The organism is Pseudomonas sp. PK-RTE-24 (assembly GCF_054052265.1).
Window position 1 is genome coordinate 1,630,856 of record NZ_CM133224.1, and the last position, 26,972, is coordinate 1,657,827.

Annotated in this window: 21 protein-coding genes; 20 read left to right on the plus strand and 1 reads right to left on the minus strand. The window is 58.9% G+C overall.

Annotated features, from left to right (window positions below; genetic code table 11):
- Positions 1-9: 9 nt before the first annotated feature.
- From ACV8MC_RS07135 to ACV8MC_RS07225, 19 genes are all read left to right on the plus strand, one after another.
- The gene (locus ACV8MC_RS07135; protein WP_076564582.1) at positions 10-513 is read left to right on the plus strand and encodes a PAAR domain-containing protein; all 504 of its coding nucleotides are present in this window, start codon (positions 10-12) and stop codon (positions 511-513) included.
- A gap of 5 nt (positions 514-518) precedes the next feature.
- Positions 519-1,370 (plus strand): hypothetical protein, encoded by an 852-nt coding sequence (locus ACV8MC_RS07140; RefSeq protein WP_016772501.1) that lies wholly within the window; start codon positions 519-521, stop codon positions 1,368-1,370.
- A complete protein-coding gene (locus ACV8MC_RS07145; protein ID WP_236167786.1) occupies positions 1,367-1,750 on the plus strand; it encodes a hypothetical protein in 384 nt (127 codons plus the stop codon). The genes ACV8MC_RS07140 and ACV8MC_RS07145 overlap by 4 nt, the downstream gene beginning before the upstream one ends.
- 101 nt (positions 1,751-1,851) lie before the next feature.
- Positions 1,852-3,639 carry a type VI secretion system baseplate subunit TssF gene (gene tssF, locus ACV8MC_RS07150; RefSeq protein WP_056790882.1) on the plus strand — a complete coding sequence of 596 codons (1,788 nt, stop codon included), beginning with the start codon at positions 1,852-1,854 and terminating at the stop codon, positions 3,637-3,639.
- Positions 3,603-4,610 (plus strand): type VI secretion system baseplate subunit TssG, encoded by a 1,008-nt coding sequence (gene tssG, locus ACV8MC_RS07155; RefSeq protein ID WP_457264897.1) that lies wholly within the window; start codon positions 3,603-3,605, stop codon positions 4,608-4,610. Before tssF ends, tssG begins: the two co-directional genes overlap by 37 nt.
- 11 nt (positions 4,611-4,621) lie before the next feature.
- Positions 4,622-7,279: a type VI secretion system ATPase TssH gene (gene tssH / locus ACV8MC_RS07160; RefSeq protein ID WP_457264899.1), complete on the plus strand. Its 2,658-nt coding sequence runs from the start codon at positions 4,622-4,624 to the stop codon at positions 7,277-7,279.
- Positions 7,280-7,289: 10 nt separating this feature from the next.
- Entirely contained in the window at positions 7,290-8,810 is a 1,521-nt protein-coding gene (locus tag ACV8MC_RS07165) for a sigma-54 interaction domain-containing protein (protein WP_056790872.1), read from the plus strand.
- Positions 8,811-9,107: 297 nt separating this feature from the next.
- Entirely contained in the window at positions 9,108-9,248 is a 141-nt protein-coding gene (locus ACV8MC_RS07170; protein ID WP_003229566.1) for a hypothetical protein, read from the plus strand.
- Positions 9,249-9,266: 18 nt separating this feature from the next.
- A complete protein-coding gene (gene tagH / locus ACV8MC_RS07175) occupies positions 9,267-10,463 on the plus strand; it encodes a type VI secretion system-associated FHA domain protein TagH (protein ID WP_016772508.1) in 1,197 nt (398 codons plus the stop codon).
- 5 nt (positions 10,464-10,468) lie between these two features.
- On the plus strand, positions 10,469-10,969 hold the full coding sequence (gene tssJ, locus ACV8MC_RS07180; RefSeq protein WP_016772509.1) for a type VI secretion system lipoprotein TssJ: 501 nt from the start codon (positions 10,469-10,471) through the stop codon (positions 10,967-10,969).
- Between the two features lie 2 nt (positions 10,970-10,971).
- Positions 10,972-12,303 carry a type VI secretion system baseplate subunit TssK gene (tssK, locus tag ACV8MC_RS07185; protein WP_016772510.1) on the plus strand — a complete coding sequence of 444 codons (1,332 nt, stop codon included), beginning with the start codon at positions 10,972-10,974 and terminating at the stop codon, positions 12,301-12,303.
- Between the two features lie 5 nt (positions 12,304-12,308).
- Complete coding sequence (gene icmH, locus ACV8MC_RS07190; RefSeq protein ID WP_016772511.1) at positions 12,309-13,184, plus strand: type IVB secretion system protein IcmH/DotU; 876 nt, start codon at positions 12,309-12,311, stop codon at positions 13,182-13,184.
- A gap of 14 nt (positions 13,185-13,198) precedes the next feature.
- Positions 13,199-16,738, plus strand: coding sequence for a type VI secretion system membrane subunit TssM (gene tssM / locus ACV8MC_RS07195; protein ID WP_016772512.1), 3,540 nt, complete (start codon positions 13,199-13,201; stop codon positions 16,736-16,738).
- Positions 16,738-17,466: a PP2C family protein-serine/threonine phosphatase gene (locus ACV8MC_RS07200; RefSeq protein ID WP_041476618.1), complete on the plus strand. Its 729-nt coding sequence runs from the start codon at positions 16,738-16,740 to the stop codon at positions 17,464-17,466. The genes tssM and ACV8MC_RS07200 overlap by 1 nt, the downstream gene beginning before the upstream one ends.
- Positions 17,463-18,464, plus strand: coding sequence for a serine/threonine-protein kinase (locus ACV8MC_RS07205; protein ID WP_457264904.1), 1,002 nt, complete (start codon positions 17,463-17,465; stop codon positions 18,462-18,464). Before ACV8MC_RS07200 ends, ACV8MC_RS07205 begins: the two co-directional genes overlap by 4 nt.
- 28 nt (positions 18,465-18,492) lie before the next feature.
- Positions 18,493-20,529, plus strand: coding sequence for a type VI secretion system Vgr family protein (locus ACV8MC_RS07210; protein ID WP_457264906.1), 2,037 nt, complete (start codon positions 18,493-18,495; stop codon positions 20,527-20,529).
- A 5-nt stretch (positions 20,530-20,534) separates the two neighbouring features.
- Entirely contained in the window at positions 20,535-21,554 is a 1,020-nt protein-coding gene (locus ACV8MC_RS07215) for a tetratricopeptide repeat protein (RefSeq protein ID WP_256807621.1), read from the plus strand.
- 16 nt (positions 21,555-21,570) lie between these two features.
- A complete protein-coding gene (locus ACV8MC_RS07220) occupies positions 21,571-24,606 on the plus strand; it encodes a hypothetical protein (protein WP_256807623.1) in 3,036 nt (1,011 codons plus the stop codon).
- Positions 24,596-25,105, plus strand: a complete 510-nt coding sequence (locus ACV8MC_RS07225; protein ID WP_252877119.1) for a hypothetical protein — start codon at positions 24,596-24,598, stop codon at positions 25,103-25,105. Before ACV8MC_RS07220 ends, ACV8MC_RS07225 begins: the two co-directional genes overlap by 11 nt.
- Positions 25,106-25,278: 173 nt before the next feature.
- Here the strand turns inward: ACV8MC_RS07225 and ACV8MC_RS07230 are convergent, their stop codons facing one another.
- The gene (locus tag ACV8MC_RS07230; RefSeq protein WP_252877118.1) at positions 25,279-25,551 is read right to left on the minus strand and encodes a hypothetical protein; all 273 of its coding nucleotides are present in this window, start codon (positions 25,549-25,551) and stop codon (positions 25,279-25,281) included.
- An 11-nt stretch (positions 25,552-25,562) separates the two neighbouring features.
- On the opposite strand from ACV8MC_RS07230, the gene ACV8MC_RS07235 reads away from it, so the two are divergent.
- Positions 25,563-26,927, plus strand: coding sequence for a lysozyme inhibitor LprI family protein (locus ACV8MC_RS07235; RefSeq protein WP_256807625.1), 1,365 nt, complete (start codon positions 25,563-25,565; stop codon positions 26,925-26,927).
- Positions 26,928-26,972: the final 45 nt, after the last annotated feature.

Below are 26,972 nucleotides of genomic sequence, written 5' to 3' on the forward strand. Positions count from 1 at the left end.
AGATCCCCGATGTCTGGCAAACCCGCAGCACGCGTATCCGACCCCACCGCTTGCCCGCTCCCCGGCCACGGCACCAACCCGATCGCCGCCGGTTCCGGCGACGTGTTCTTCGACGGCCTCGCGGCCGCCCGCCAAGGCGATGTCTCGGCGTGTGGTGGTGCGATGGTCGGCGATCTTGCGACAACCGTGTTGATCAACGGCAAACCGGCTGCGACCGTAGGTTCGGTTGGATCTCACGGCAATAAGGTCACGGCCGGATCCGGGACGGTGATTATTGGCAATTCGCATACGCCGGCGCCGTTTGTGCCGCCGGAGCCGGTCATCATTCCTGGAATATTCAATCGTGTCTTTGAATTCAAAACCGCAGATGGAAGAACGGTTGAAAATTTAAACTACATCATGCGCTCTGATAGCGGGATTGAGAAAACAGGCTCAACGTCAACAGGCATGTCAGGTGGTTTTTCAACTGGAAAGACGGCAGAGCCTGTAACTATATATATTTCGGCGGACTAGTAGGTATGGAGACCGTAATCAACATCGATGGTGTCGCTTACACGTTTGTGACTCAGGACGAGGTGACTACACTTAAAGTTCTTACCGAAACAACTGAGAGCAAGGATACAAAGCCTAAGAAAGTTGACCTTCCGTTGGCCTGGATTATTACGCGAAAAAGTGGTGTGCCGCTCTTCGCCTTGAAACCGGGTAAGGATGACTCTCCATTCAGAATTATCACTGCGGAGAAACTATACGCAGAAAAGGGTCAGTGGTTCGAACCGTTGGCCAGATATTATAGAGAGCTTGTCTGGATCAACCCGGAAACAACGCAGGCCGGATCAGAATCGCATGCGGCTTATAAACATGTTACTTGGCAGGAGCTGATCGACTTCGCAATCGTCGACCGGTTTTCATTCACTTTTCACTCTGGAATGCCGGGTGACTGGAAATTCCGTGCCGTGGGCGGTGCTGAGTTCTTGATGGTGTTCATGGAGGATAAACCGTATTGGACTGATGGCATTGGCCAGGTGCCGTTTGCGGTTAACACCTATAGAAAATATCTGCGAGAAACAAAGCAGGTAGAACTCGCAATAAAGCTGGCTGGTGAAACGGGTGTGACCTGGGGCGACGGCAAAGCCTATACCGGAGCAGAGCGAGGACCGAAAGACGTTTACGATAACTTCATCATATTGCGAGGGATATTGTGGGCAAAAGAAAACTGCAAGTTGGTTGTGAAAAAAGACACGGTATACGATAAAGGTATCCCGCACACAATTGAACTTACTGACGCACCTTATGTGCCTGTATCGAATGCGAAGTTAATAAATCCAATTTCGCAAGGCGATATGGATCAGTACGGGGCATGGAATAAATGAAAGCTCGTCGCTTAGTTGCCTGTATTCCACACCTGATAGTATGTGCCCTGTATATTCCTTTGCATAACTACGGTGTCGACGTATATATCGATATGTATGGCGGGTTGACATCGAGAGGTATCGGCATCGGTATGACGCCGGATCTAATGGTTCAGTATTTTGTGGTGATGAACGCTATAGCGTTTTTTGTCCCCAAGCTGAAATTAAAGGTCCTGTCTGTCTCATTAATGCTGGGAATTATTTTGTACTATTTTTTGCCTCACTACCCCGTCCGTGCGATGGCTTACACCTCGATGGGTGGTGTCCTGACTTTTGCGGCGATATTTGCTGGCCAATTAATTGATCGCGTTTTTTTTTCAAATCGAGAAGTTAAAGCATGACTGTTGGGCGTTATGGCCGACATTGCCCGCGGGGAGTTTCTTACCCGCATGAACTGTTCTGCTGTTTTTTTAAATGAGTTCCACTACCAGGCAGGTACCCCGTGTCCTTTAACCACTACTACCAAAGCGAACTCACCGCACTGCGCCAGCTCGGTCGCCGTTTCGCCGAGCGTAGTCCGGCGCTGGCGCCGTATCTGGGGCAGGCCGGGCGGGATCCGGATGTAGAGCGGTTGCTCGAAGGCTTTGCATTCCTCACCGGGCGCCTGCGCCAGAAGCTCGATGACGAACTGCCGGAGCTCAGCCATTCGCTGATGCAGTTGCTGTGGCCGAACTACATGCGCCCGCTGCCGGCGTTCAGCATTTTGCAGTTTGATCCGCTCAAGCGTTCCGGCCCGGCGCTGCTGGTTGAGCGCGATACGCCGATCGAGAGCAAGCCGATAGAAGACGTGCGCTGCCGCTTCCGTACCTGCTATCCGACCGAAGTCTTGCCGCTGGATCTTGCCGCGCTGAATTACTCGGTGAAGGGCGACGGTTCGCTGCTCAGCCTGCGTCTGGAAATGAGCGCCGACGGCCACCTCGGCGAACTGGAACTGAGCAAGCTGCGCCTGCACTTTGCCGGTGAGCGTTACATCAGCCAGATGCTGTATCTGAGCCTGCTGCGCAACCTCGAAGGCATCGAGCTGATCCCGCTCGACGCCGCCGGCAAGCCGATTGATGGCGTCAGCGGCAAACCGATGGCGTTCAAGATTCCCGGTGATCGGGTCAAACCAGTGGGCTTTGCCGAAGAAGAAGCGTTGATTCCGTATCCGCTGAACACCTTCCGTGGCTATCGCTACCTGCAGGAATATTTCGCCTTCCAGGACAAGTTCCTGTTCGTCGACGTCAACGGTCTGGACATTCTCAAGGCGCTGCCGGAAGACACGCTCAAGCAGATGCGTGGTCTCGAACTGCGCTTCGACATCCGCAAGAGCGGCATCATGCGCATGCGTCCGACCCTCGATAACGTGAAGCTGTTCTGCACGCCGATCGTCAATCTGTTCGAGCACGACGCGCTGCCGATCCGTCTCGATGGCAAGCAGGACGAGTACCTGTTGCTGCCGGCGGAATACGACCTGGAAAACTGCGGTGTGTTCTCGGTGGAAACCGTCACTGGCTGGAAGCCCGGCGGTCTCGGTTATCAGGAATACGTGCCGTTCGAGTCCTTCGAGCACGACCCGAGTTTCGACGTGCCCAACAGCCGTCCGCATTACAGCATTCGCCAGCGTTCGTCCTTATTGCATGACGGCCTCGACACTTACCTGAGCTTCGGCATCCGCCACACCGAAGCCCACGAAACCCTGTCGATCGAGCTGATGTGCACCAACCAGAACCTGCCGAAAAAGCTCAAGCTCGGCGACATCTGCATGGCCAGCGAGCAGACCCCGGAATTCCTCAGTTTCCGCAACATCACCCCGGCCACTCCGAGTTTCGCGCCGCCGCTGAACCGTGACTTCCTGTGGAAGCTGATCAGCAACATGTCGCTTAACTATCTGTCGCTGGCGGACGTCAATGCGTTGAAGGTGATTCTGGAAACCTACGACCTGCCTCGCTACTACGACCAGCACGCGGAAAAGGTCAGCAAGCGCCTGCTCGGCGGCCTCAAGCACATCAAGCATCACCACGTCGACCGCCTGCATCGCGGTCTGCCGGTGCGCGGTTTGCGCACCGAACTGACCATCGACCCGGAAGGCTATATCGGCGAAGGCGACCTGTTCGTCTTCGCTTCGGTTCTCAACGAGTTTTTCGCGCTTTACGCCAGTCTCAATTCATTCCATGAACTGCGGGTAAAAAGCACACAGGGAGAGGTGTACCAATGGACACCACGTATGGGCCTGCAGCCCCTGCTTTAAGCGGGCTGACCAAGGTAATACGCGAGTACTCGCTGTTTCAGGCCGTGCTGCTGGTGATCGACTGGCTGCGCGAGGCACACCCGCATCTGAGCGAAGACGATCTGTACGACCAGGTCGAGTTCCAGGCCAACCCGAGCCTGGGCTTTCCGCGCAGCGACGTCGATCGCGTCGAGTTTTTCGAAGAGCACGGCAAGATGCGCGCGCGCATGCGCTTCAACCTGATCGGCCTGGTCGGCTCCGGTTCGCCGCTGCCAGCGTTCTATGGCGAACAAGCCCTGGGCGACAGCGAGGACGGCAACCCGACGCGCAATTTCCTCGACCTGTTCCACCATCGCCTGCAACGACTGATGCTGCCGATCTGGCGCAAGTACCGCTACCGCGCGAGCTTCCAGAGCGGCGCGATCGACCCGTTCTCGGCGCAACTCTTTGCGCTGATCGGCCTGGGCGGCGACGAGATCCGCAAGGCCAAGGAACTCAACTGGAAACGCCTGCTGCCGTACCTCGGTTTGCTCAGCTTGCGGGCGCACTCGGCGGCGTTGATCGAAGCCGTGCTGCGTTACTACTTCAAGCACGAAGACCTGGTCATCGAGCAGTGCATCGAGCGCCGCGTGGAAATTCTCGACGAGCAACGCAATCGTTTGGGCCGCGCCAACAGCGTACTCGGCGAAGACCTGGTGCTGGGCGAGCACGTGCGCGACCGCAGCGGCAAATTCCGCATCCACATCACCGAACTCGACTGGCAGCGATTCCATGAATTCCTGCCGATCGGTTTCGGCTACCAGCCGCTCTGCGCGCTGGTGCGGTTCACCTTGCGTGACCCGCTCGATTACGACATTCGCCTGGTCCTGCGCCAGGAAGAAATCCGCGAACTGCGCATCGGTGAGCAGAACGCCTGTCGCCTCGGTTGGACCAGTTGGCTGGGCCGCGAAAAAGCGGACGGCGTGGTGACCCTGGGCAGCAAAATTCATTAAGGACGTGAGCCATGATCAACGTAGACCTGCAACAACTCATCCAGGCGCTGGACGCCGAAACCCGTCGTGATCTGGAACGTTCGGCCGAGCGTTGCGTCGCCCGTGGCGGCAGCAAGATTCTCGTCGAAGACTTGCTGCTGGGCTTGCTCGAGCGTCCGAACGGTTTGCTGTCGCGCGCGTTGCAAGATGCTCACGTCGACGCCGGTGAACTGACCGCTGCATTGCAGTCGCGGGTCGAGCACAGTGCTTCGCGCAACCCGGTGTTCGCCCCGGAACTGGTGCAATGGCTGCAAGACGCACTGCTGGTGGCCAACCTCGAGCTGGGCCAGACCCAGGTCGAAGACGCGGCGCTGATCCTGGCGTTGCTGCGCAACCCGATGCGTTATGCCGGCAGCCGCTATCAACCGCTGCTTGCCAAACTGAACATTGATCGCCTGAAAGAATTTGCCCTGTCGCAACAGGAGCAACCGGCGGCCAACGGCAAACCGGCCGCACAGGGCGAATCGCTGTTGCAGCGCTTCACCCACAACCTGACCCAACAGGCCCGCGACGGCAAACTCGACCCGGTGCTCTGCCGCGATGGCGCGATCCGCCAGATGGTCGACATCCTTGCCCGTCGGCGCAAGAACAACCCGATCGTCGTCGGTGAGGCCGGTGTCGGTAAGACCGCCATCGTCGAAGGCCTCGCCTCGCGCATTGCTGCCGGTGAAGTGCCGCAGGTACTCAAAGGCGTTGAATTGCTGTCGCTGGACATGGGCCTGTTGCAGGCCGGCGCCAGCGTCAAAGGTGAATTCGAGCGTCGTTTGAAAGGCGTGATTGATGAGGTCAAAGCCTCGCCAAAACCGATCATTCTGTTCATCGACGAAGCTCACACCCTGATCGGCGCGGGCGGCAATGCCGGCGGTTCCGACGCGGCCAACCTGCTGAAACCGGCACTGGCCCGTGGCGAACTGCGCACCATCGCTGCCACCACCTGGGCCGAGTACAAGAAATACTTCGAGAAAGACCCGGCGCTGGCGCGTCGCTTCCAGCCCGTGCAACTGCACGAACCGACCGTCAGCGAAGCGGTGACCATTCTGCGTGGTCTGGCTCAGGTCTACGAGAAGAGCCACGGCATCTACCTGCGCGACGACGCGGTGGTGTCCGCTGCTGAATTGTCCGCGCGTTACCTGGCCGGTCGGCAACTGCCGGACAAGGCTGTAGACGTCCTCGACACCGCGTGCGCCCGCGTGCGCATCAGCCTCGCTGCGGCCCCGGAAAGCCTCGAGCGCCTGCGTGGCGAACTGGCTGAAGGCGGCCGCCAGCGTCAGGCCCTGCGCCGCGATGCCGAGGCCGGTCTGCTGATCGACCACGAAGCGCTGGAGGCGCTGGAAGCGCGGCTGGACGAAGCCGAAAGCGAGATGGTTGCGCTCGAGACCCTGTGGACTGAGCAGAAAGAGCTCGCCGAGCGTCTGCTGGAACTGCGTCAGCAACTGGCCAAGGCCCGCGAGGCTGCAGCTGTTGAGCCGACCGTCAGCGTGGAAGAAGACGCCGAAGGCACCGTGATTGAAACTCTGGTCGCCGAAGTCGAAGAAGGCCAAAGCGTCGAAGCGCTGGAAGCCCAATTGCATGAAACCCACGCCGCGTTGACGGCCGCGCAAGTCAAAGAACGCCTGGTCAGCTTCGAAGTCTGCCCGCGTCTGGTTGCCGAAGTGATCAGCGCCTGGACCGGCGTGCCGTTGGCGCAACTGGCCCGCGAGCACAACGCCAAGGTCGCCAGTTTCGCCACCGACCTGCGCATACGCATCCGTGGTCAGGAGCAAGCCGTGCACGCGCTGGATCGTTCGATGCGCGCAACCGCTGCCGGTCTGAACAAGCCTGATGCACCGGTCGGTGTGTTCCTGCTGGTCGGCCCGAGCGGCGTCGGCAAGACTGAAACCGCGCTGGCCCTGGCTGACCTGCTGTACGGCGGCGACCGCTTCATCACCACCATCAACATGTCCGAGTTCCAGGAAAAGCACACCGTCTCGCGTCTGATTGGTGCGCCACCGGGCTACGTCGGTTACGGCGAGGGCGGCATGCTCACCGAAGCCGTGCGCCAGAAGCCGTATTCGGTGGTGTTGCTCGATGAAGTCGAGAAGGCTGATCCGGACGTGCTCAACCTGTTCTACCAAATCTTCGACAAAGGCGTGGCCAACGACGGCGAAGGTCGCGAGATCGACTTCCGCAACACGTTGATCCTGATGACCTCCAACCTCGGTAGCGACAAGATCAGCGAACTCTGCGAATACGGCGCGCGGCCGACCGCCGAAGTGCTCGAAGAAACCATTCGCCCGGTACTCAGCAAACACTTCAAACCGGCGCTGCTGGCGCGGATGAAAGTGGTGCCGTACTACCCGGTGGGCGGCCCGGTGCTGCGCGAGCTGATCGAGATCAAACTCGGCCGTCTCGGCGAGCGCCTGAACCGTCGTCAGCTGGAGTTCAGCTGGTGCCAGAACCTCGTCGATCACCTGTCCGAGCGTTGCACACAAAGCGAAAGCGGCGCGCGCCTGATCGATCATCTGCTCGATCAACACGTGCTGCCGCTGGTGGCCGATCGTTTGCTTGATGCGATGGCGACCGGCGAAAGCCTCAAGCGTGTGCATGCCACGCTCGACGGCAACTCCAGCGTGACCTGCGAGTTCGTCTGAGGTGGGCGTGATGTTCACTCAGGTGCCGCAGCCGCTGGTCTATGCCGAAGCGTTGCTGGCGCAGTTCGCCAGTCTTTCGCGCGCGGCGGACAGTGCTGCGCTGCTGGGTGAATTCGTCCGTGGCCTGGCCGAGCTGAGCGGCTGTGAATTGACGCAGCTGTATCTGCTCGATGCCACCCACACTTGCCTGGGGATGAACGCCGAGTGCCTCGACGGTGCGCTGCAACCGCGTCAGGCGGCGAGCCTGCCAGCGGATTACAACGGCGAGCAACTGCTGCAATTCGCCCTGTGCCAGAACCGCGTGGTGTGCCTCGACGACCTGACCGGCAGCCTGCACGAAACCAGTTTTCTACCGGCGGCGAGCACGCCGTGGCAGTCGCTGTTGTGCGTGCCGCTGGTCAATCAGCACAAGTCGGTCGAGGGCTTGTTGCTGTGTGCCAGTCGTCGTCGCACTGACTTGCAGGGTTTCGCCGACTCCCTCGGCCAGCTCGGCTCGTTCGTGCTCGGCCAACTGCATCTGCTGCAACGCCTGCGTCAGCCAGCCGCCGAATCGGCCACCGCCACACGCAGCGTGCCGAGCATCAGCGGCTACGGCCTGATCGGCAAAAGCGCGGCGATGCGCCAGACCTATTCGCTGATCAGCAAGATCCTTCACAGCCCGTACACCGTGCTGTTGCGTGGCGAGACCGGCACCGGCAAGGAGGTGGTGGCGCGGGCGATCCACGATTGCGGCCCGCGTCGCTCCCAGGCGTTCATCGTGCAGAACTGCGCGGCGTTCCCGGAAAACCTGCTGGAAAGCGAACTGTTCGGCTACCGCAAAGGCGCCTTCACCGGCGCCGATCGAGATCGCGCAGGGCTGTTCGACGCGGCCAATGGCGGCACGTTGCTGCTCGATGAAATCGGCGACATGCCGTTGTCGCTGCAAGCGAAGATTCTGCGTGTGTTGCAGGAAGGCGAGATTCGTCCGCTGGGTTCCAACGACACGCACAAGATCGACGTGCGCATCATCGCCGCGACGCACCGTGATCTGGCGGCACTGGTCAGCGAAGGCAAGTTCCGCGAGGACTTGTACTACCGTCTCGCGCAGTTCCCGATCGAGCTGCCGGCCCTGCGTCAGCGCGAAGGCGACATCCTCGATCTGGCCCGGCATTTCGCCGAGAAGACCTGCACGTTTTTGCAGCGTGACCCGGTGCGCTGGTCGGATTCGGCGCTGGAGCATCTGTGCGGTTACACCTTCCCCGGCAACGTTCGCGAACTCAAGGCGCTGGTCGAGCGCGCGGTGTTGCTCTGCGAGGGTGGCGAGTTGCTCGCCGAGCATTTTTCCCTGCGCCTGGAACCGATGCCCGAAGACAACAGCGGCCTGAATCTGCGCGAACGCCTGGAGCAAGTCGAGCGCACATTGCTCCTCGATTGCCTGCGCAAGAACGACGGCAACCAGACCCTCGCGGCCCGCGAACTGGGCCTGCCACGGCGCACGCTGCTGTACCGCCTCGGGCGCCTGAATATCAATTTGGGTGACTTTGATGGTTGAGCTACAGCACTTCTTCGAACCCAACACATACCCTGTGGCGAGGGAATTTATCCCCGTCCGGCTGCGCAGCAGTCGCAGTCCGGTACATACGGTTTCACTGAGAGACCGCGCTGGCAGGTTTTGGGGGCGCTGCGCACTCCAACGGGGACAAGTCCCCTCGCCACGGGAGGTCGCCGTACCTCCAGGCTATGGCTCAAGGCCCCGATCTAGAGGCTTCGAGCCCACCCCAAAAACTTATTTCAGCGCCGCCCGCAAGGGTCGGCGCTTTGTGCTTTGTCTACACCTGGAGACCCTCTGATGTCTGTTCGTCACTGGCACGCTGTCCTGCTGACCCTCGTCGTTCTATGCGGCCTTGGCGGCTGTAGCGGCAATTACAAATTCAACGACAACGACTATCGCCCGTTGGGTGATCCGCAAGCGGTCAATCGCGGCAAGTGACCGCAAGGAGCATCAAACATGGAATTGGTTTTCGAAATGCTGAACACCAAGCAGTTCGTGCCCACCGAGCTGTGCCAGCGGACCTTCAAGCAGGCCGGCGGCGTGATCGGGCGCGGCGAGGACTGTGACTGGATCATCCCTGACCGCAAGCGGCACCTGTCCAATCATCACGCGATTGTCAGCTACCGCGAGGGCTCGTTCTTCCTCACCGACACCAGCAGCAACGGTGTCCAGGACGGCAGCAGCGGCGCGCGCCTGCACAAGGGCGAGCCGGTGCGCATCGAGCACGGCAGCACCTACATTCTCGGCGACTTCGAGATCCGTGCGCGGCTGGTCCGTGACCCGGCGACCTTCGACGGCGAAGTCGGCCGCCCGCGCGCCGCTGGCAGCATCATTCCGGACGACGCGTTCCTCGACCTCGACCCGCTCAACGCCCTCGAACAGCAAGAGCGCGTGTACTCGGAAATCGACGAACTGCTGTCGCCTACCGCCAAGCCGGAAGATTCCCGTCAGCGTGCCGACTACGCGCGCATCGACATGGAAAGCCTGATGGTCCCGGAGCTGATTGCCGCCCCGGTCGAACCTGAGCCGGCGCCTGCACCGAAAGCCGTCGAGCGTCAGAGCGAAGGATTCTGGGAGCACTTCGGCGCGGCGCTGGGCGTCGACGTAAAAGGCCTCAGCCACGACGAACGCGAAGCGTTGGCGCTGAACGCTGCGCGCCTGCTGCGCCAGAGCATCGGTGGTTTGCAGCAGAGCCTGCGCACCCGCTCGGAGCTGAAAAACGAGCTGCGTCTGGCCCAGACCACCGTGCAGGGCACCAACAAGAACCCGCTGAAATTCGCCGTCGACCCGAGCGAAGCACTGCAAATTCTGTTGCAGCCAAGCAAGCCTGGACACCTGCCCGCCGAGCAGGCGATCTCCCGTGCATTCCGTGATTTGCAGGCGCACCAAGTGGCTCTGCTAACCGCCAGTCGCGCCGCTGTGCGTGGCACCCTGGAGCACTTCTCGCCGGAGCAACTGACCCTGCGTTTCGAGCGCGACAGCAAGCCGTTGATCGCCACGTCGGGCGGGCGCTGGAGAGCGTTCGGCCGCTATCACCAGGCCCTGCGTCAGGACGATGACTGGAGCGAGCGTCTGCTGGCCCGCGACTTCGCCCAGGCCTACGAAGAACAGATCCGCCTGATCTCCACCCTCCACACCGACCACCAAGGATGATGCGCATGTCTCGCCGCTCGACCGCTTTTTTCAAGACGCTGACTGCGCTCACCGTGCTGGTGCTGCTCGCTGGTTGCTCGTCGCTGTCGCCGTACTCGAAAGTGACCAAGATCAACCTCAAGCTGACCGGCAGCGATCAGCTCAATCCGGACCTCAACGGGCGGCCGTCGCCGATCGTCGTGCGCCTGTTCGAACTCAAGCACCCGGTGACCTTCGAGAACGCTGACTTCTTCAGCCTCTACGAACGCGCCAAGGAATCCCTCAACCCGGATCTGGTGGCCAGCGAAGAACTCGAATTGCGCCCGGGTGAAACAGTGGAACTGAAACTCAGCGTGGAGGAGGGCAGCCGTTACGTGGGCATCCTCGCCGCCTATCGCGACCTGCCGGATACCCAGTGGCGCCACACCGTGCAGATCACTCCGCTGGAACTCACCGAGGCTGATCTGACCCTCGATCAGGCCGGTATCCGCAACACCCAACAAGTGCTCGCCAAGGCGGATGACTGATCATGAACACCCATAAAGTCATTTGGCAGGAAGGCATGCTGCTGCGACCGCAGCACTTCCAGCACAACGATCGTTATTACGATCACCAGATGAAAACCCGCACGCAATTGCTCGGTGGCTACACCTGGGGTTTTCTCAATCTGGAAATCGACTTGCAGTTCCTCAACATGGGCAAACTGGTGATCAGTGAAGCCTCGGGGATTCTGCCGGACGGCAGCCTGTTCGAACTTGGTGGCAACACTGAGCCGCTGGCGCTGGACGTGCCGCCGAACACCGGCAACACGCCGATCTATCTGGCGCTGCCGCTGGTCACCGGCAACCACATCGAGGCCCGGCGCCCGGAGCAATCCGACGTGCTCGCGCGCTACACCGCGTATGACGCCGAAGTCGCCGACTCCAACGCCGGCGATGATTCCGCCAGCCAGGTCAGCTGCGGTCGTCCGGACTTCAAACTGTTGCTCGGCGAGCAGCAGAGCGATCAGGCCTACGTGAAGCTGAAAATCTGCGACGTGCTCGACACCACGCCCGACGGCGTGATCAGCCTCGACCCGGATTTCGTCCCGACCTACATTCAGGCCCACGCCTCCAGCTATCTGCTGTCGTGCCTGAAAGAAGTCATCAGCATGCTCAGCCACCGTGGCGACACCATCGCCGAGCGGATTCGCTCCAATGGCAAGGTCGGCGGCGCTGAAGTCGGCGACTTCATGATGCTGCAACTGATCAACCGTACCGAACTGCTGCTGCGCCATTACCTGGGTCTTGAGCAGGTTCACCCGGAAGAGTTGTATCGCACGCTGCTGACCATGCTCGGCGATCTGGCGACCTTCTCCGGCGAGAGCAAACGCCCGCGTCTGGACAGCCGCTATTCCCACGCCGATCAGGGCGCGAGCTTTCGCAAACTGATGGAAGCGATCCGCCAAGTGCTGTCGATGGTGCTCGAACAGCACGCCATCGAACTGATCCTGCAGGCGCGTCAGTACGGCATCATCGTCTCGCCGTTGCACGATCACAAACTGCTCGGCTCGGCCTCGTTCGTGCTGGCAGCCAGTGCCAACTGCGACTCCGAAGAACTGCGTCAGCGCTTGCCGCAGCACCTCAAGGTCGGCCCGGTGGAGCGCATCCGCCAACTGGTCAACCTGCACTTGCCGGGGATCAAGGTCAAACCGTTGCCGGTGGCCCCACGGCAGATCGCGTTCCATTCGAACAAAACCTATTTCATCCTCGAACTCAGTTCCGAAGACCTGGCACAACTCGAGCGCTCCGGCGGTTTCGCGTTCCACGTGTCCGGCGAATTCGCCGAGCTTGAACTGAAATTCTGGGCCATCAGGAACTGACCGACATGATCAAGGAAACGGATTACAACCAGGACGACAAAACCGTCCTGCTCGACCGTCAGGGCCACGGACCGGCATCGAGTCCGCTGACCGACTTCGCCGCGCCGCCGCGTTTCGAGCAACTGGAAGAACGCATGATCTACGCCGCGCGCCTGCGTCCGGCGGAGGCGTTCAATATCAGCCTCAACTCGCTGGTCGCGGCCTCGTCCGACCTGCTCTCGGAAGTGGTGCGCCTCAAGCACAGCGAAACCCGTGAAGATCTGTACGCTCTCAATGAGCGTCTGACCGCCGGGCTGAAGTTGTTCGAAGTACGCGCCCTGCACAACGGCGCCGAAAGCAGCCAGGTAATGGCCGCGCGTTACGTGCTCTGCACCGTGGTCGACGAAGCCGTCGTGACCACGCCGTGGGGCAACGAAAGCGAGTGGTCGCAGATGAGCCTGCTGAGCAGCTTCCACAACGAAACCTTCGGCGGCGAGAAGTTTTTCCAGCTGCTCGATCGGCTGTCGAAAAACCCGGTCAAGCACCTGCCGATGCTCGAACTGATGTACCTGTGCCTGTCCCTCGGTTTCGAGGGCAAGTACCGCGTGCAGGCGCGCGGCATGCTTGAGCTTGAAGGCATCCGCGACGCCTTGTACCGGCAGATCCGTCAGTTGCGTGGCGACGTGCCGCGCGAGTTGTCGCCGCACTGGGAAGGTCTCAACGATCAGCGCCGCAACCTGGTGCGCATCGTGCCGGCGTGGATGGTGGTGCTCTTTACTCTGGTCTGTCTGGTGGTGATGTATTCGGGCTTCGCCTGGGTCCTGAGCGAACAACGCGACACCGTTCTGCATCCTTATCAGCCGCTTGATCCAGCCGCGGTGCAACCGCAGGCGCAGCCGTAAAACAGGGACGTGTGATGAAAAAGTTTTTCAAGAAAGTCGGCGCCTTCCTGCGCCAGACCTGGGTCTGGACTCTGCTGCTGGTGCTGTTCGTGGCGCTGCTGGTGTGGTTCGTCGGCCCGTTGTTGGCGGTCGATGATTACAAGTTCTGGGAAAGTGCGACCTCGCGCCTGCTGACCATCAGCGTGCTGTTCCTGATCTGGGGCCTGACCATGGTCTTCGTCAGCTGGCGCGCCGGTATCCGCAAGAAAGCCGAGGAAGAAAGCGAGGACGGTCAGGACCGCATTCGCCGCGAAGAGCTGATCGACGAAGAACAGAAAGAGTTGAAGGCGCGGTTCAAGGACGCGCTGAAAACCCTGAAGACGTCGAGCCTGTATCGCGGTCGCAGCGAGCGCTGGCGCAGTGACTTGCCGTGGTACCTGCTGATCGGTCCGCAGGCCTCGGGTAAGACCAGCCTGCTGGACTTTTCCGGTCTGGAATTTCCGATCAACAAGATCGACCGCAAGCTGACCCGCGACACCCTCGGCACCCGTCATTGCGACTGGTATTTCGCTGATCACGGTGTACTGATCGACACCGCCGGGCGTTACACCACTCAACCGGACGCCGAAGTCGACGGCAACGCCTGGACAACCCTGCTGGAGCTGCTGCGCAAGCGTCGTCGCGGACGTCCGTTGAACGGCGTGCTGGTGACCATTCCGGTGGAAACCCTCACCGGCGGTAGCGAGCAGGACATCGAGACACTCGCGCGGCAGGTGCGCAGCCGTTTGCAGGACGTGCATCAGAAGCTGCACGTCGACGTGCCGGTGTATCTGGTGCTGAGCAAGGCGGACAAGCTGCTCGGCTTCGACGAGTTCTTCGATCAACTGACCCGCGAAGAAAGCGATCAGGTGCTCGGCACCAGTTTCCGCAAGGATCAGGTCGGCACCGACGTCACGGTCCTGCGCAACGAGTTCGAAGAGCTGCTGCGCCGCCTGAACAGCCAAGTGATCATGCGCATGCACTCCGAGCGCGACACTCAGCGCCGTGGCCGCATCCTCGACTTCCCGCATCAGTTGGGGCAGATCGGCGAGCGTCTGTGCCTGTTCGTCGACATGGCGTTCACCGGCAACCGCTATCAGCGCGCCACGCAACTGCGCGGCTTCTACCTGACCAGCGCGCCGCACCTGACCCAGGAAATGGATTCGACCACCGCCGGCATCGGCGCCAGCCTGGGCATGAACGCCGGTGTGCTGCCGACTCTGCGCAGCGGTCGTTCGCGATTCATCCACCACTTGCTCAGCCAGGTGATTTTCCCCGAGGCCGATCTGGCCGGTCTGGACAAGCGCGAGCGCAGCCGCATTCATTGGGGCCAGCGTGCGCTGTACGTCGGCGCTCTGGCAGCACTGGCACTGTTCGGTATGCTCTGGGCCGGTGGTTTTTCGGCCAACTACGAGCGTCTGGAAAACCTGCGCACGCTGGCACAGAACTGGACCCAGCAACGTTCGGCCGTAACGCCGCGCGATGACGCCATGGGTGTGCTGAAAGTTCTCGACACCAGCTACGCCGCGACCCAGGTGTTCCCGAGCAAGGGCGACGTCTCGTACCACGAGCGTGGCGGCCTGTATCAGGGCGAAGAGATCAACCCGGTGGTGAAAACCGCCTACGAGCGTGAGCTTGAAGCGCAGTTGCTGCCACGGGTGGCGACCATGCTCGAGGGGCAGATCCGCGCCAACATGAAGGACCGCGATCGCCTGCTCAACAGCCTGCGCGCGTACCTGATGCTGAACATGAAGGATCGTCGCGACGCGGCGTGGCTCAAGGACTGGGTCGCCACTGACTGGTCGCAGCGCTACACCGGTAACACTGCGGTGCAGAATGGTCTGAACACGCACCTCGAGCGTTTGCTCAAGCAGCCGTTCATTTATCCGCTGAACGATCAACTGGTCACGCAGGCGCGTCAGGTCCTGCGCAGCGAGTCGTTGGCCAACGTGGTTTACCGCATGCTCCGCGAGCAGGCGCGCAACCTGCCGGACTACCGCTTCAGCCAGCACCTCGGCCCGCAAGGTTCGTTGTTCATCGGCACTGAATACGTGATCCCGGGTTTCTACACCCAGCAGGGTTATCAGCAGTATTTCTCGGTGCAGGGCGCCGCGCTGGTCACCGACATCCTGCGCGACAACTGGGTGCTGGGCGAAGGCGCGGGCATCAGCGACATGGACTTGCGTCGCCTGATGGTCGAGCTTGAGCAGCTGTACTTCCGCGACTACGCCAACTACTGGAGCGAAGCCGTTGGCCAGGTCGCGTTGCCACCAATCAGCGACGCTGGCGAAGGCGCCGAGCAACTGGCGGGCCTGACGTCGGCCAACTCGCCGGTCCTCGCATTGCTCACCGAAGTGCGTGAAAACACTCGCTTCGAAGCCGCGGCTGATCCGGTCGATGAAGCCGGCGAAGCCGCCGATGCGCTGGCCGGGCAGAAAGGCAAACTGGGCAAGGTCGGCAAACTCGCCGCGGCTGCCGCCGACAAGGCTTCGGCGCTGAACGTGGCGAAGAATCTGCCGGACACCGCGAAGAAATCCCTGCAACGCCGCTTCGAACCGCTGCATCGTCTGCTCGATGACAACAACGGCCCGGGCGCTGACCTGACGCCAGCGTTCAGCGCGCTCAACGACCTGCAACTGCAACTGGCCGGTCTGGCCCGTTCCAGCACGCCGGAGCAAGCCGCATTCGAGATGGCCAAGACGCGCATGAGCGGCCAGCGTGATGCGCTGACCAACCTGCGCAATGCCTCCGGTCGTCTGCCGCGTCCGCTGAGCGTGTGGTTCAACGTGCTGGCCGAAGACTCGTGGCGCCTGGTGCTCAACGATGCCTATCAATACCTGAACGGCCGTTATCAGAACGAGCTGTACAGCGTGTATGGCAAAACCATCAGCAAGCGTTATCCGTTCAGCGCCAGCAGCACCAGCGACGTGGCGATCAGCGACTTCCGTGAGTTCTTCCGTGCGCAAGGTACCGTCGACCGCTTCTTCGACAGCTACATGCGGCCGTTCGTCAGCGGCGATCCGGGGAACTACCGCATGCGCAGCGTCGACGGTCACAGCCTGCCGGTATCGAAGGTCTACCTCGATCAGATGGCGGCGGCGCAGACCATTCGCCAGAGCTTCTTCTCGATCAACCCGGCCGAGCCGACCGTGCAGTTCAAGCTTGAGCCGTACACCCTCGACCCGGCGGTCAGCCGCTCCGAATTCAAGTTCGGCGACAAGACCATGGAATACCGTCACGGCCCGATCCTGCCGATGACCTTCAAGTGGCCGACCGATGCTGAAGACGGTCGCACCAGTCTGGTCATGGACAAGATGGCCGGGCGTCCGATCGGGATCGAGAAGAACTCCGGCCCATGGTCGCTGTTCCGTTTGTTCGACCTGATGCAGACCGAGTACCTGAACGGTCGTGACGTGCTGGTACTGAAAGCCGACGTGGGTGGCCTGCGCGCCAACTACCTGCTGACCAGCCAGCGCACGCCGAACCCGTTCGACATGGGCGTACTGCGCACCTTCCGTATGCCGGTGCAGCTCTGATGCTGGTGGCCAGTCCCTGGCGCAGCGCGGCGCGTACCGACCCGGGCAAGGTGCGGGCGCGCAACGAAGATGCCTTCCTCGACTCGCCGCAGCATGGGCTGTGGGTGGTCGCGGACGGCATGGGCGGTCATCAGGGTGGCGACATCGCCAGCCAGTTGATCGTCGCCAGCCTGGCTGAGTTGCCGCAACACGAGGACTTCGACGAACGTCTCAAAGCCATCCGCCAGTGCCTGCACTGGCTGAACCGGCGCTTGGGGCAGGAGTTGACGGTCACTGCCGGGCGTCACGACAGCATCATGGGCAGCACCGTCGTCGCGCTGCTGGTGGAAGGCAATCGCGCGGCCTGCATCTGGGCCGGCGACAGCCGTTGCTATATGTGGCGCGGGCAGCGGCTGTATCAGCTGTCCAAGGACCATTCGCTGCAACAGCAACTGATCGACGAGCAGCAAATGAGCGTCGAACAGGCGGCAGCGCACCCGGCGGCTCAGGCACTCACCCGAGCCGTCGGCGCCGCCGACACACTGACCCTGGATGTGCTTGAACTCGAGGTCTATCCGGGCGATGTGTTTTTGCTCTGCAGCGATGGTTTGTATCAGGGCCTGAGCAGCGATGCCCTCGGCAACGCCCTCAGCCTCAGCGCGCCGCACGTGGCGCTGGAACGTTTGTTCGACGGCGCCCTGCGAGGCGCCGCGCGGGACAACTTGACTGCCGTGGTGATCCGCCAATGAGTGAACTCGAATCGCCCATCGATGACCTGCTGATCAGCGAAGAGCAGGCCAACAACCTGACCTACTTCGCCTTCGCCAAGGGCAACCAGGCCGAACCGTTGCTGGCGCCGACCAAGGCCAGCATCGGTGCGCTGCCGGATGTACTCGCCGGTCGCTACCACCTCGAGCGTCTGCTCGGGGCCGGTGGCATGGGCGCCGTTTACCGGGCGCGGGATCTGCTGCACGAACAGTTCGGCGATCCCGACCCTTACATTGCGCTGAAAATCCTCAGCGAAGAATTTGCCGAATCGCCGGATGCCAGTGCCTTGCTCTACAGCGAGTTCGCCCTGACCCGGCGTCTGCGCCACGACAACGTCGTACGTGCGCACACCTTTGAAGTCGACACCGACTGCCAGCGGGCCTTCATCACCATGGAATACATGCGTGGCCTGACCCTGGACAAATTGCTCTGCGAGCGGCCCCTCGGCCTGCCGTGGCAAGAACTGCGCGACATCGTCCTGCCGCTGCTCGACACGTTGGCCTACGCCCACCGTCGCGGCGTGCTGCACGGTGATCTGAAACCGAGCAACGTCATGCTCAGCGAAGACGGCCTGCGCCTGTTCGACTTCGGTCTGGGGCAGGCAGAGGAGGGCATCTTGCCCGGCCTGCCGCACCTGAGCCGCGAGCGCTTCAACGCCTGGACCCCGGGCTACGCCGCCCCCGAACTGCTTGAGGGCCAACCGTTGTCGGCCAGCGCGGACGTGTACGGCGTGGCCTGCGTGATCTATGAACTGGCGAGCGGCAAACACCCGTTCCGCCGCTTGCCCTCGACCCAGGCCCGCGACGAGCATCTGGAGCGCGAGCTGAGCGCCCCAGCGAATCTACCCCAGCACGGCTGGCACGCGCTGCGAACCGCGCTGAGCTTCAACCCGGCAGAACGCACCATCACTGCCCAACAATTGCGTGACGCCTTGGGCGCCACTTCGTCCTGGCTGCAACGTCTGCGACTTCGGGCGTAACGGATGACATTCGAACAGGGAGCACACAATGTTCAACTCAGCTAACGAAACCCACTTCAGCCTCAAGGTCGAAGACTACGTCGGCGACCTGCAAGTGCTGTCGTTCACCGGCACCGAAGGCATCAGCCAGGCGTATCGCTTCGACCTCGAACTGGTCAGCGAAAACCCTGATCTGGATCTGGAACAACTGCTGCACAAGCAGGCGTTTCTCGCATTCGATCCACAAGGATCCGGCATTCACGGGCAGATCTACCGCGTCGCCCAGGGCGATGCCGGCAAGCGCCTGACCCGCTACAAAGTGTCGATCGTGCCGCAACTGCAATACCTGCATCACCGCACCAACCAGCGCATCTACCAGCAGATGTCGGCGCCGAAAATCATCGCGCTGATCCTCGAAGAGCACGGCATCAAGAGCAACGCCTACAGCTTCCAGCTCAGCCAGCCGTGCCCGGATCGCGACTACTGCGTGCAGTACGACGAAACCGACCTGCATTTCGTTCAGCGCCTGTGCGAAGAGGAAGGCATTCACTACCACTTCCAGCACAGCGAAAAGGCCCACCTGCTGGTGTTCGGCGACGACCAGACCGTGTTCCAGAACTTGGGGCAGCCAACTGCTTATGTGCAGGGCAGCGGCATGGTCGCCGACGAGCCGGTGATCAAAGCCTTCAAACTGCGCTTGGAAACCCGCACCACGCGCACCACTCGCCGTGACTACGACTTCGAAAAACCGCGCCTGCGAATGGAAGCCGCATACAAACCTGACGGCGACAGCACCGAGCCGGATCTCGAAGATTACGACTACCCCGGCCGCTTCATCGACCGCGCGCGCGGTAAATTCCTCAGCCAACGCGCCCTCGAACGCCATCGCGCCGACTACCGCCAGGCGGAAGGTCGTGGCGACCAGACCAGACTGGTCAGCGGTCACTTCATGGAAATGTCCGACCACCCGCGCAGCGAGTGGAACGACCTGTGGCTGCTCACCGAAATCTTCCACGAAGGCAAACAACCGCAAGTCCTCGAAGAAGGCGTGACCAGCGACACCACCGACAACAAAGACGACTTCCACCAAGGCTACCGCAACACTTTCCTCGCCACTCCGTGGGACGTGTTCTACCGCCCGGCCCTCGAACACCCGAAACCGCGCGTACTCGGCAGCCAGACCGCCATGGTCACCGGCCCCAAAGGCGAAGAAATCCACTGCGACCAACACGGCCGCATCAAAGTCCAGTTCCACTGGGACCGCGAAGGCCTGGCCGACGACAAAACCAGCTGCTGGCTGCGCGTCTCCAGCTCCTGGGCCGGCGACCGCTACGGCGCCATCAGCATCCCGCGCATCGGCATGGAAGTCCTCGTCACCTTCCTCGAAGGCGACCCCGACCAACCGCTGGTGACCGGCTGCCTGTACCACAAGGAAAACCCGGTGCCGTATGCACTGCCGGCGAACAAGACTCGCAGCGTGTTCAAAACGCTTAGCTCGCCGGGTGGTGGTGGGTACAACGAACTGCGCATCGAAGACAAGAAAGGTGCCGAGCAGATCTACATCCACGCCCAGCGCGATTGGGATGAGAACGTTGAGCATGACCAGAAGATTCGCGTCGGTAATGAACGTCATGACACGGTGGTTAAGAACACCTACACCGAGCTGAAGGCTGAAGAGCACCGCACCACGATCTCTGACCGCAAGATTGAAGCGAAGCTGGATGATCACCTGACGGTTGGGCGGAACCAGCATGTGAAGTTGGGCACGGCGCAGCTGACCAGCGTGGGGAAAGAGATTCACCTCAAGGCTGGGGACAAGATCGTTATTGAGGCGGGGACAGAGCTGACCATTCTTGGGGGTGGGAGCTTTATCAAGCTGGATGGCGGTGGGGTCACGGTGGTTGGGCCGGTGATCAAGATCAATGCGGGTGGTTCTGCGGGATCGGGGACTGGCATCGGGATTAAACCGCCGGTGCTGCCGGGGGCGGCGGATAAGGATAAGGCGGGGAGTTTGATGGATCAGGCGTTGTTGAATGCACCGCCTGAGAAAGTTAAACCGAAGGCTTTTTTTGTGTTTTCCGAGTGATCGACATGAATCGTGTTTTGAAGAAGAGCAATGGCATCGCGATAGCGGTTTTCACCGCGTCGCTGTTGAGCCTGTTTCATGGCAGCGCTTATGCGGATGAATGCCCGTCCGAGGATTTTTCCCAGTTTCTGCCGGCGTTTTCTGCGAATGCTGAAACCCAGCAGCGTTTGACTGCGATGACGGTGAAGTCGCTGGTGTTGAAACCCGAAGGAGAGGGGCGGACTCTTGAGCCGCAAACGGCGGAGATCAACAGCTCCACATTGGCGTTTCCGCTGATGGCACCTTTAGCCACAGACAAGACAGACGGGGTTGAAGTCGAAATAATCGACGACAGTCACGTCAACGTTGTGGACAAGCGAGCGGGTAACAGCAACATCAAGATTTTCAATTTTTCTCGTCAGGCATGCTGGGTACTCGAGGGCGTCGAGAACTGGTCGATCAATGATAAAGACCTTGTTGAAGGGACCACGCCGACCCTGAGTACCGCCGAGAACTTTTGCTATCAGCGTGCGCGAACTTACGGACGCCTTGGTGGCCTGGACAAATACTCCCTGACGGGAGAACTCTTTGAAGCAGCATTGGAAAACTACCTGTGTGCAGCAGCTTCCGGCGATCCTCAGGCAAGTCTCAGTGCTGCCAGTCTGAGCCTTTCCGGAATGGCATCGCAATTGGAAACAGAGAAGGTCGAAGCCCTGTTCAAGGCCGCCGCTACTACTCTGGCAAGCGGAGCTTCTGCATTGTCCACATTCTATTGTTATGGCAATGACACAGACCCCGAGGGCCCTTGTCAGCATCCTGAAGAAGCAGAAAGGGAATTGATTCGCGCCGCATCGATGGGCTCTTCCGATGCTCAAAATAAACTGGGTGATACATTCGAGACCGGTAGATTGGTAACCAAGGATGCCTCCAGAGCACTGGATTGCTATCGCTTGGCCGCCAGTAAAGGAAATGCCACCGCCCTGAGTAATTTAACCAGATTGAAATCGCAAACCGCTGACGCCACAGAATCCAGCCATTGCTATTGATTTGCAGGATGCAGAAATGACAGAACCATTAGATTTAACGGGTAATTACGAAAACCGTGGCTACGTGTACAAGATGGGCGGCGATGGCATAAAAACAAATGCGGCCGGTAATAAGTTAATCGACTGCTCGCACATGGTTAATTTGTTGCTAACGGGGGCTGGCTATAAAATCCCGTATCAAGACACACGTGTAATGGTGGACTCCACTTACTACACAACCGTGGTGCCACCCGACGTCAAGAAAGGCGATATCGCTCTTTGGATTAATGAAGATCCGCTGGGTGGTGGAGATAAGTTATTTCATACCGGTATTGTTGTTGACGTTAATCCTACCGGTACTGCAGGCAAGTTCTTCGGCGCGCAGACGAGGAAAGGGCCGTCATTTACTTACTTTGGCACTAAAGATCCGGCCTTCTACTGGCCCATTCCTACAAAATTTCTCAGGGCTAAAGAAGAGTATAGAACCGGCGCAGCGGAACAACCGGCCCCTGCCCCCGCTCCTGCACCAACGCCTGCTGGACCGGAGCCTGTTCTAAACTTTCAATTCCCCATAAGAAAGGCTGATGGGAAACAGTTCGACAGTGCCAATGAACTGTATACCGCCATCGAAAATGAGACCTCAGGTCAATACCTTTTGGGTAGCTATAACTTTTGGCACGGTGGCATTCATATTAGCAATGCCAGTGCATCCTACTGTGTGAAAGACGAGCCCGTACGATGCATGGCGGATGGTGTGGTTGTAGCCTATCGCCTCAACGAAGATTATTTACAGTCGGAGTACGCTGGAGATAAACCGGCCAAGCTTAAATACTCTAATTCTTTCTGCCTGGTTCGGCATGACTACAAGTCGCCCGCTAACCCGGAAGAAGGCCCGAACAAAGGGAAACAAAATAAGCTGGTATTTTTCAGTCTTTATATGCACTTGATGCCCTATAAAGGCTACTTGCCTACAGAGGAGGAGTTGGGTAAGCCGAAGATAAAGTTCACGGTGGGAGATTTTACTGCCCGCAGTGATTCTGAGGAAGGTCCGGAATGCGTGAAGTATGGGCTGATTTCTGCGGGCTCTGTCTTTGAAGTTCTAGAAGAAAAGCTTGCCAGCAACGGTATCACTTACGCCCGAGGTAAGTTGTTAAGTGGCAAGGTGCCTAACAGGAAATTAGGGGAAGAATCCTGGTTTGCTTATAAGAAAGATGGTGTGGCAGTCAAGAATAAAAAAGACACCGCGATCTGGAGCGCAATATTACCGCCGGAACGAACCCGGCCAGGCTATTGGAAGGGGCTGGTTAAGGCTCGTGTCAGCGCCCCGAACGGATTGCCGTTGTTCGCAGCGCCCAAAGCTGTTGCTAACGGTGAAAGTGCTGGTGAACCGCTGGGAGAAATGGCCCTTTGTTTGAACAGTGAAATTAAATTCGACGGCACCAAAGTATTTAATCTGAAGGTTGGAAGTTCTCTGGTTCGGATGGCTGAGTGCACCTGCCTGTCTGGCGGTTTGAGAGGCGCAGGAACGGTTCCGTCAACATTCTGGGCGAGCGTCGAAGATATCGGTAACGGTCGGATGGTCACGTGGGCCGAAGTCACACCTGCCGAATTCGATAAGGTAATTGCTTGCGAAGCAGCGATAAAAGCAGGCCATCCAATAGGGTTTTTAGGCTTGCAGGAGAACCTCGGGAAAGTTGAGGGTTCAATCTCTAGCAAATATCACGCTCATATTGAGATATTCACCAGTGATACCGGCCTCGATAAATTCTTGCAGAATGAAGCTGCCCTGAAAATTGGCATGAGTTACCTGAATCTGCCGGCGGGCACGGTACTTGCCAGTAAGGCGACCACGGGACAGCCTGCGACCCTTGAGTCCAAACATATAGTTCCTATGGGATCGGTCTCTGTGTTCAAAGACTCAAAAGGGGTTGAGTGGTATGAGCCGACCGTTACAGAGAAAGATAAAAAGCTGACGGGCCTGATCAAAAAGGCAGATGTTACCTTTACGTCTGCAGGTGCTCAGTTGATATCTCAACATGATTGGGCAAAGTTGGGATATGCAGTTGTCAAAGAGGGCGATGAGAATTCAGATGGTTTTCTTGATCCGGACTCGATGCCGCCTTTTTTCAAGGAGCTCCATGCGAAACTCGACGCTTTGGGTGACAAAGATGGTGAAGTTACCTCCGCGGACTTGAACTCGGCATTGAAGAATGTGGAGTTCCGGGATAAATGGACAAAGTTGATTGCTTACCACCCCACCGAGTGGCAGGCGAAGTCTTCCGAGCCCAAGTGGAGTCGTCTTGATCAATTGCTCGCTGAGTCGCCAAAGTTACTGGAACATGAAAAAGAGCGGATTGACAAGCTTGTTTTTTGGGATGAGCTGGCGGGTGCGTTACAGATGCCTCTTCCGAAACAGGTCTATCATTTTCACCCGATTGCGTTCGTCAATAATTTCATGAAGTTTGCCGTGCCTGGAAAAGGTTGGGCGCACAGTGCGTTTGCCAATTTGCTCGCGAGCGTTGAGTCGAATAATGATTACACTGCTTACAACAGGACCAAGGGTGGACTGAAAGCGTTTTATAAAACTGATTTGACTACGTTGACCATCGCTGAACTACAGCAGAAACAGAAGGACCGGGATATTTTTGCGGCGGGTCGCTATCAAATGGTTCCTGACACGATAAATGGTGCTGTGAAAAAGCTCGAACTTGCTTCCACGCTTAAATTTGACGAAGAGACTCAGGATAAGATTTTTGAGGAATACTTGATAAAAGTTAAGCGCAAGGCATTCATCCAGTATCTGGAAGGCGATGGCGACGTCGAAAAAGCTGCCTATGCCTGGGCCTTGGAATTCGCCTCGGCAGGTGTAAGAAAGGGCAAGACCATTAGCCCGGTGCCGAAGAAAGATGAGCACGGAAACATCGAAATGAAAGACGGCAAACCGGTGATGCTCGCGAGGGTCGCAAGCTTTGAGGGACAGTCGTATTATGCGGGCGACGGTCTCAATACCGCTCACATTTTGCCGGCTGACATGGTTCGTGTTCTCGAGGAGTCAAAAAACAATGGCAAGTAAGTTATCAGCGTCCCGCTTGTTTTGGCTGGGCGCGCTTTTTCTCTTCTCGTGTTTTGCCAAGGCCGATGTGCCGCGGTTCGAAAACTATAAAGTCGACGAAATTTTTAAGGGCCAACATCACGACGCTGTTGCCAGTGATGAAAATAAAAGCTGGGCTGAGGGGCGCAAGAAAGCCATCAAGCAACCCGTAAATTTTGCGGGCCATTATGTTGTTTACGCAAACGGCTGTGGCGGCGGGTCTATCTGTGGCGAAATTCTTGACGTGAAAACGGGGGAGGTTGTTACGTCCTTTCCTAATGCTTATTACATCATCGGAAATGACGGTACCGCACCCTACGCGGCCGTCTACAAGCCAGACAGCAAATTGCTCGAAATTATGGGTGTAGCGGCCGATCCGGAAGTGGATGTAGAGGGTAACGATCTCGAGGAGGGTAACCGGCAGCGCTTCTACGAGTTCGATGGCAAGAAGCTCACTCTGATCGAACTTGTCGATCAGTAAATTTGGTTTATTCCAAGGGGAAAGGTGACGGATGTGCCTCTGGCTAAGTCCGCACCTCCCCTTTCTCCAGCGTGTTCATTTCCTGCGTTGTCGCCATCGACTATCCCTGATGTTGCAACGACCCGTTTGCACTCCTGGGATTCCGGGCGCAGGTGGGAGTAGGGCGGGTAAATTCAGTTCAACCCTTTAGCGGCATCACTAATCGGTCTGACTTGGACGATGCCGGCGTTAGCTGAAACCACCACATTGAGTCCCGTCAACGGTGTCGACACGAAATCAGCCCCAAATCCGGCACGTTTGAAGAGTTGCAGCCGGACTGCGGCGATGGCTTCGTTAACCTGCGCGTCGACAAAAAACGTAAGACGTTGCTCAGCACTTACTGGGGCATGAACGGACCAGATCAATGCATCACCCGACTCACCAAACGCAAAGCCTGAATGACTCAAGGAAGAACCCCGTGAAACGTTTTGTTTTTACCCTGCTGGCCGTGCTACTGCCGGTTTCAGCGGCCTATGCGCAGGATGACTGCAGCCATGTCACCTCAAGCCTGGAAATGGTGCCCTGTTCGGAGGCGGCGAAGAAGGCTGCCGATGCGCAGTTGAACGTCAGCTACAAGCAGTTGATGTCGCGGCTTGAGTCTGACTATCGAGCAGATCCGGCGTTGGGTGCGGAGTACGCGGCGAAGGTTAAAGAGTCGCAACGTGCGTGGTTGAAATTGCGCGATGCTAACTGCCCTTTGGAGGCATTCGAGATCGAGACTGGGATGCCGGCGCATGTGTTCGCGGTTAACTTGTGCATCGCCAGAATGAGTCGCGAGCGCTCGGCGTATCTGGACAAGATTGTCCCTGCGCTTGCATCCGATAAGAGCGCTTCGACGGCACCGACCAGCGACGCTTGCCCCTCGGAGGAGTTCGCGCCTTTCCTGACCGCGTTTTCCGCCAACAGCGAATCACAACGCCGTCTGACTGCAATGACGGTCAAGTCGCTGGTGTTGAAACCGGTAGCTGGGAAGGATCGACGTACCTTTGAGCCTTCGACCTCGGGTGTCAGTGGAACAACCTTCACCTATCCGCTGATGGCTGCAATCACGCCCGGCAAGACACCTGGGGTCGAGATTGAAGAGGTTGATGACAGTCACGTCAACGTGGTGGATAAACGGGCCGGCAACAGCAATATCAAGATCTTCAACTTCTCTCGTCAGGCGTGCTGGGTGCTTGAGGGGATTGAGGATTGGTCGGTCAGCGAGAAGGATCTTGTCGCAACGGATAACCCGGGAATGAGCCGCGCCGAAAACTTTTGTTATCAGCGTGCAGAAGCGTTGGGTGGGCTGGGGTCTCTTGAGCAATACGGGCTGACTGCGGAGCTGATTGAAGCGTCGCTGGAAAATTTTGTGTGTGCTGCAGAGTCGGGCGATGCACAGGCGAGCCTGTCGGCGGCGAGCCTGAGTCTTTCGCAAATGGCATCTCAGTTGGAAACCCCTAAGGTTGAGGCTTTGTTCAAAGCGGCCTCGAAAATACCAAAGGGTGCGCTGGGCTATGCGACGTTTCTTTGTTCGGGAAACTCCACCGACTATAACGGCCCTTGCCTTCATCCCAAGCAGGCAGAAGAGCAGGTTATTCGAGCGATTACCATGGGCTCCACAGACGCGATGAATTATCTGGCTTCTACCTTTGAAGCAGGCGAGTGGGGAACGAAGGATATGTCTCGAGCGTTAGCCTGTTATCAAATGGCGGCTGACAAAGGTGATCAGCTGGGCCTCTTCAACGTGGGGCGATTGGGATCGTCAGCCACGGCGCCCATCAAATCCAGCCACTGCATTTGAATTTCGAGGGCCTGTTTGAGGCGGTTTTGCACAAGTTTTGCCTGA

Bases quoted from the DNA above. Each gene is read 5' to 3' on its own strand.
- tssJ (WP_016772509.1), top strand. From the start codon at position 10,469: ATGTCTCGCCGCTCGACCGCTTTTTTCAAGACGCTGACTGCGCTCACC.
- tagH (WP_016772508.1), top strand. From the start codon at position 9,267: ATGGAATTGGTTTTCGAAATGCTGAACACCAAGCAGTTCGTGCCCACC.
- ACV8MC_RS07220 (WP_256807623.1), top strand. From the start codon at position 21,571: ATGACAGAACCATTAGATTTAACGGGTAATTACGAAAACCGTGGCTAC.
- ACV8MC_RS07170 (WP_003229566.1), top strand. From the start codon at position 9,108: ATGTCTGTTCGTCACTGGCACGCTGTCCTGCTGACCCTCGTCGTTCTA.
- ACV8MC_RS07215 (WP_256807621.1), top strand. From the start codon at position 20,535: ATGAATCGTGTTTTGAAGAAGAGCAATGGCATCGCGATAGCGGTTTTC.
- ACV8MC_RS07140 (WP_016772501.1), top strand. From the start codon at position 519: ATGGAGACCGTAATCAACATCGATGGTGTCGCTTACACGTTTGTGACT.
- ACV8MC_RS07205 (WP_457264904.1), top strand. From the start codon at position 17,463: ATGAGTGAACTCGAATCGCCCATCGATGACCTGCTGATCAGCGAAGAG.
- ACV8MC_RS07225 (WP_252877119.1), top strand. From the start codon at position 24,596: ATGGCAAGTAAGTTATCAGCGTCCCGCTTGTTTTGGCTGGGCGCGCTT.
- icmH (WP_016772511.1), top strand. From the start codon at position 12,309: ATGATCAAGGAAACGGATTACAACCAGGACGACAAAACCGTCCTGCTC.
- tssH (WP_457264899.1), top strand. From the start codon at position 4,622: ATGATCAACGTAGACCTGCAACAACTCATCCAGGCGCTGGACGCCGAA.
- ACV8MC_RS07200 (WP_041476618.1), top strand. From the start codon at position 16,738: ATGCTGGTGGCCAGTCCCTGGCGCAGCGCGGCGCGTACCGACCCGGGC.
- ACV8MC_RS07145 (WP_236167786.1), top strand. From the start codon at position 1,367: ATGAAAGCTCGTCGCTTAGTTGCCTGTATTCCACACCTGATAGTATGT.
- ACV8MC_RS07165 (WP_056790872.1), top strand. From the start codon at position 7,290: ATGTTCACTCAGGTGCCGCAGCCGCTGGTCTATGCCGAAGCGTTGCTG.
- ACV8MC_RS07135 (WP_076564582.1), top strand. From the start codon at position 10: ATGTCTGGCAAACCCGCAGCACGCGTATCCGACCCCACCGCTTGCCCG.
- ACV8MC_RS07210 (WP_457264906.1), top strand. From the start codon at position 18,493: ATGTTCAACTCAGCTAACGAAACCCACTTCAGCCTCAAGGTCGAAGAC.
- tssM (WP_016772512.1), top strand. From the start codon at position 13,199: ATGAAAAAGTTTTTCAAGAAAGTCGGCGCCTTCCTGCGCCAGACCTGG.
- tssG (WP_457264897.1), top strand. From the start codon at position 3,603: ATGGACACCACGTATGGGCCTGCAGCCCCTGCTTTAAGCGGGCTGACC.
- tssK (WP_016772510.1), top strand. From the start codon at position 10,972: ATGAACACCCATAAAGTCATTTGGCAGGAAGGCATGCTGCTGCGACCG.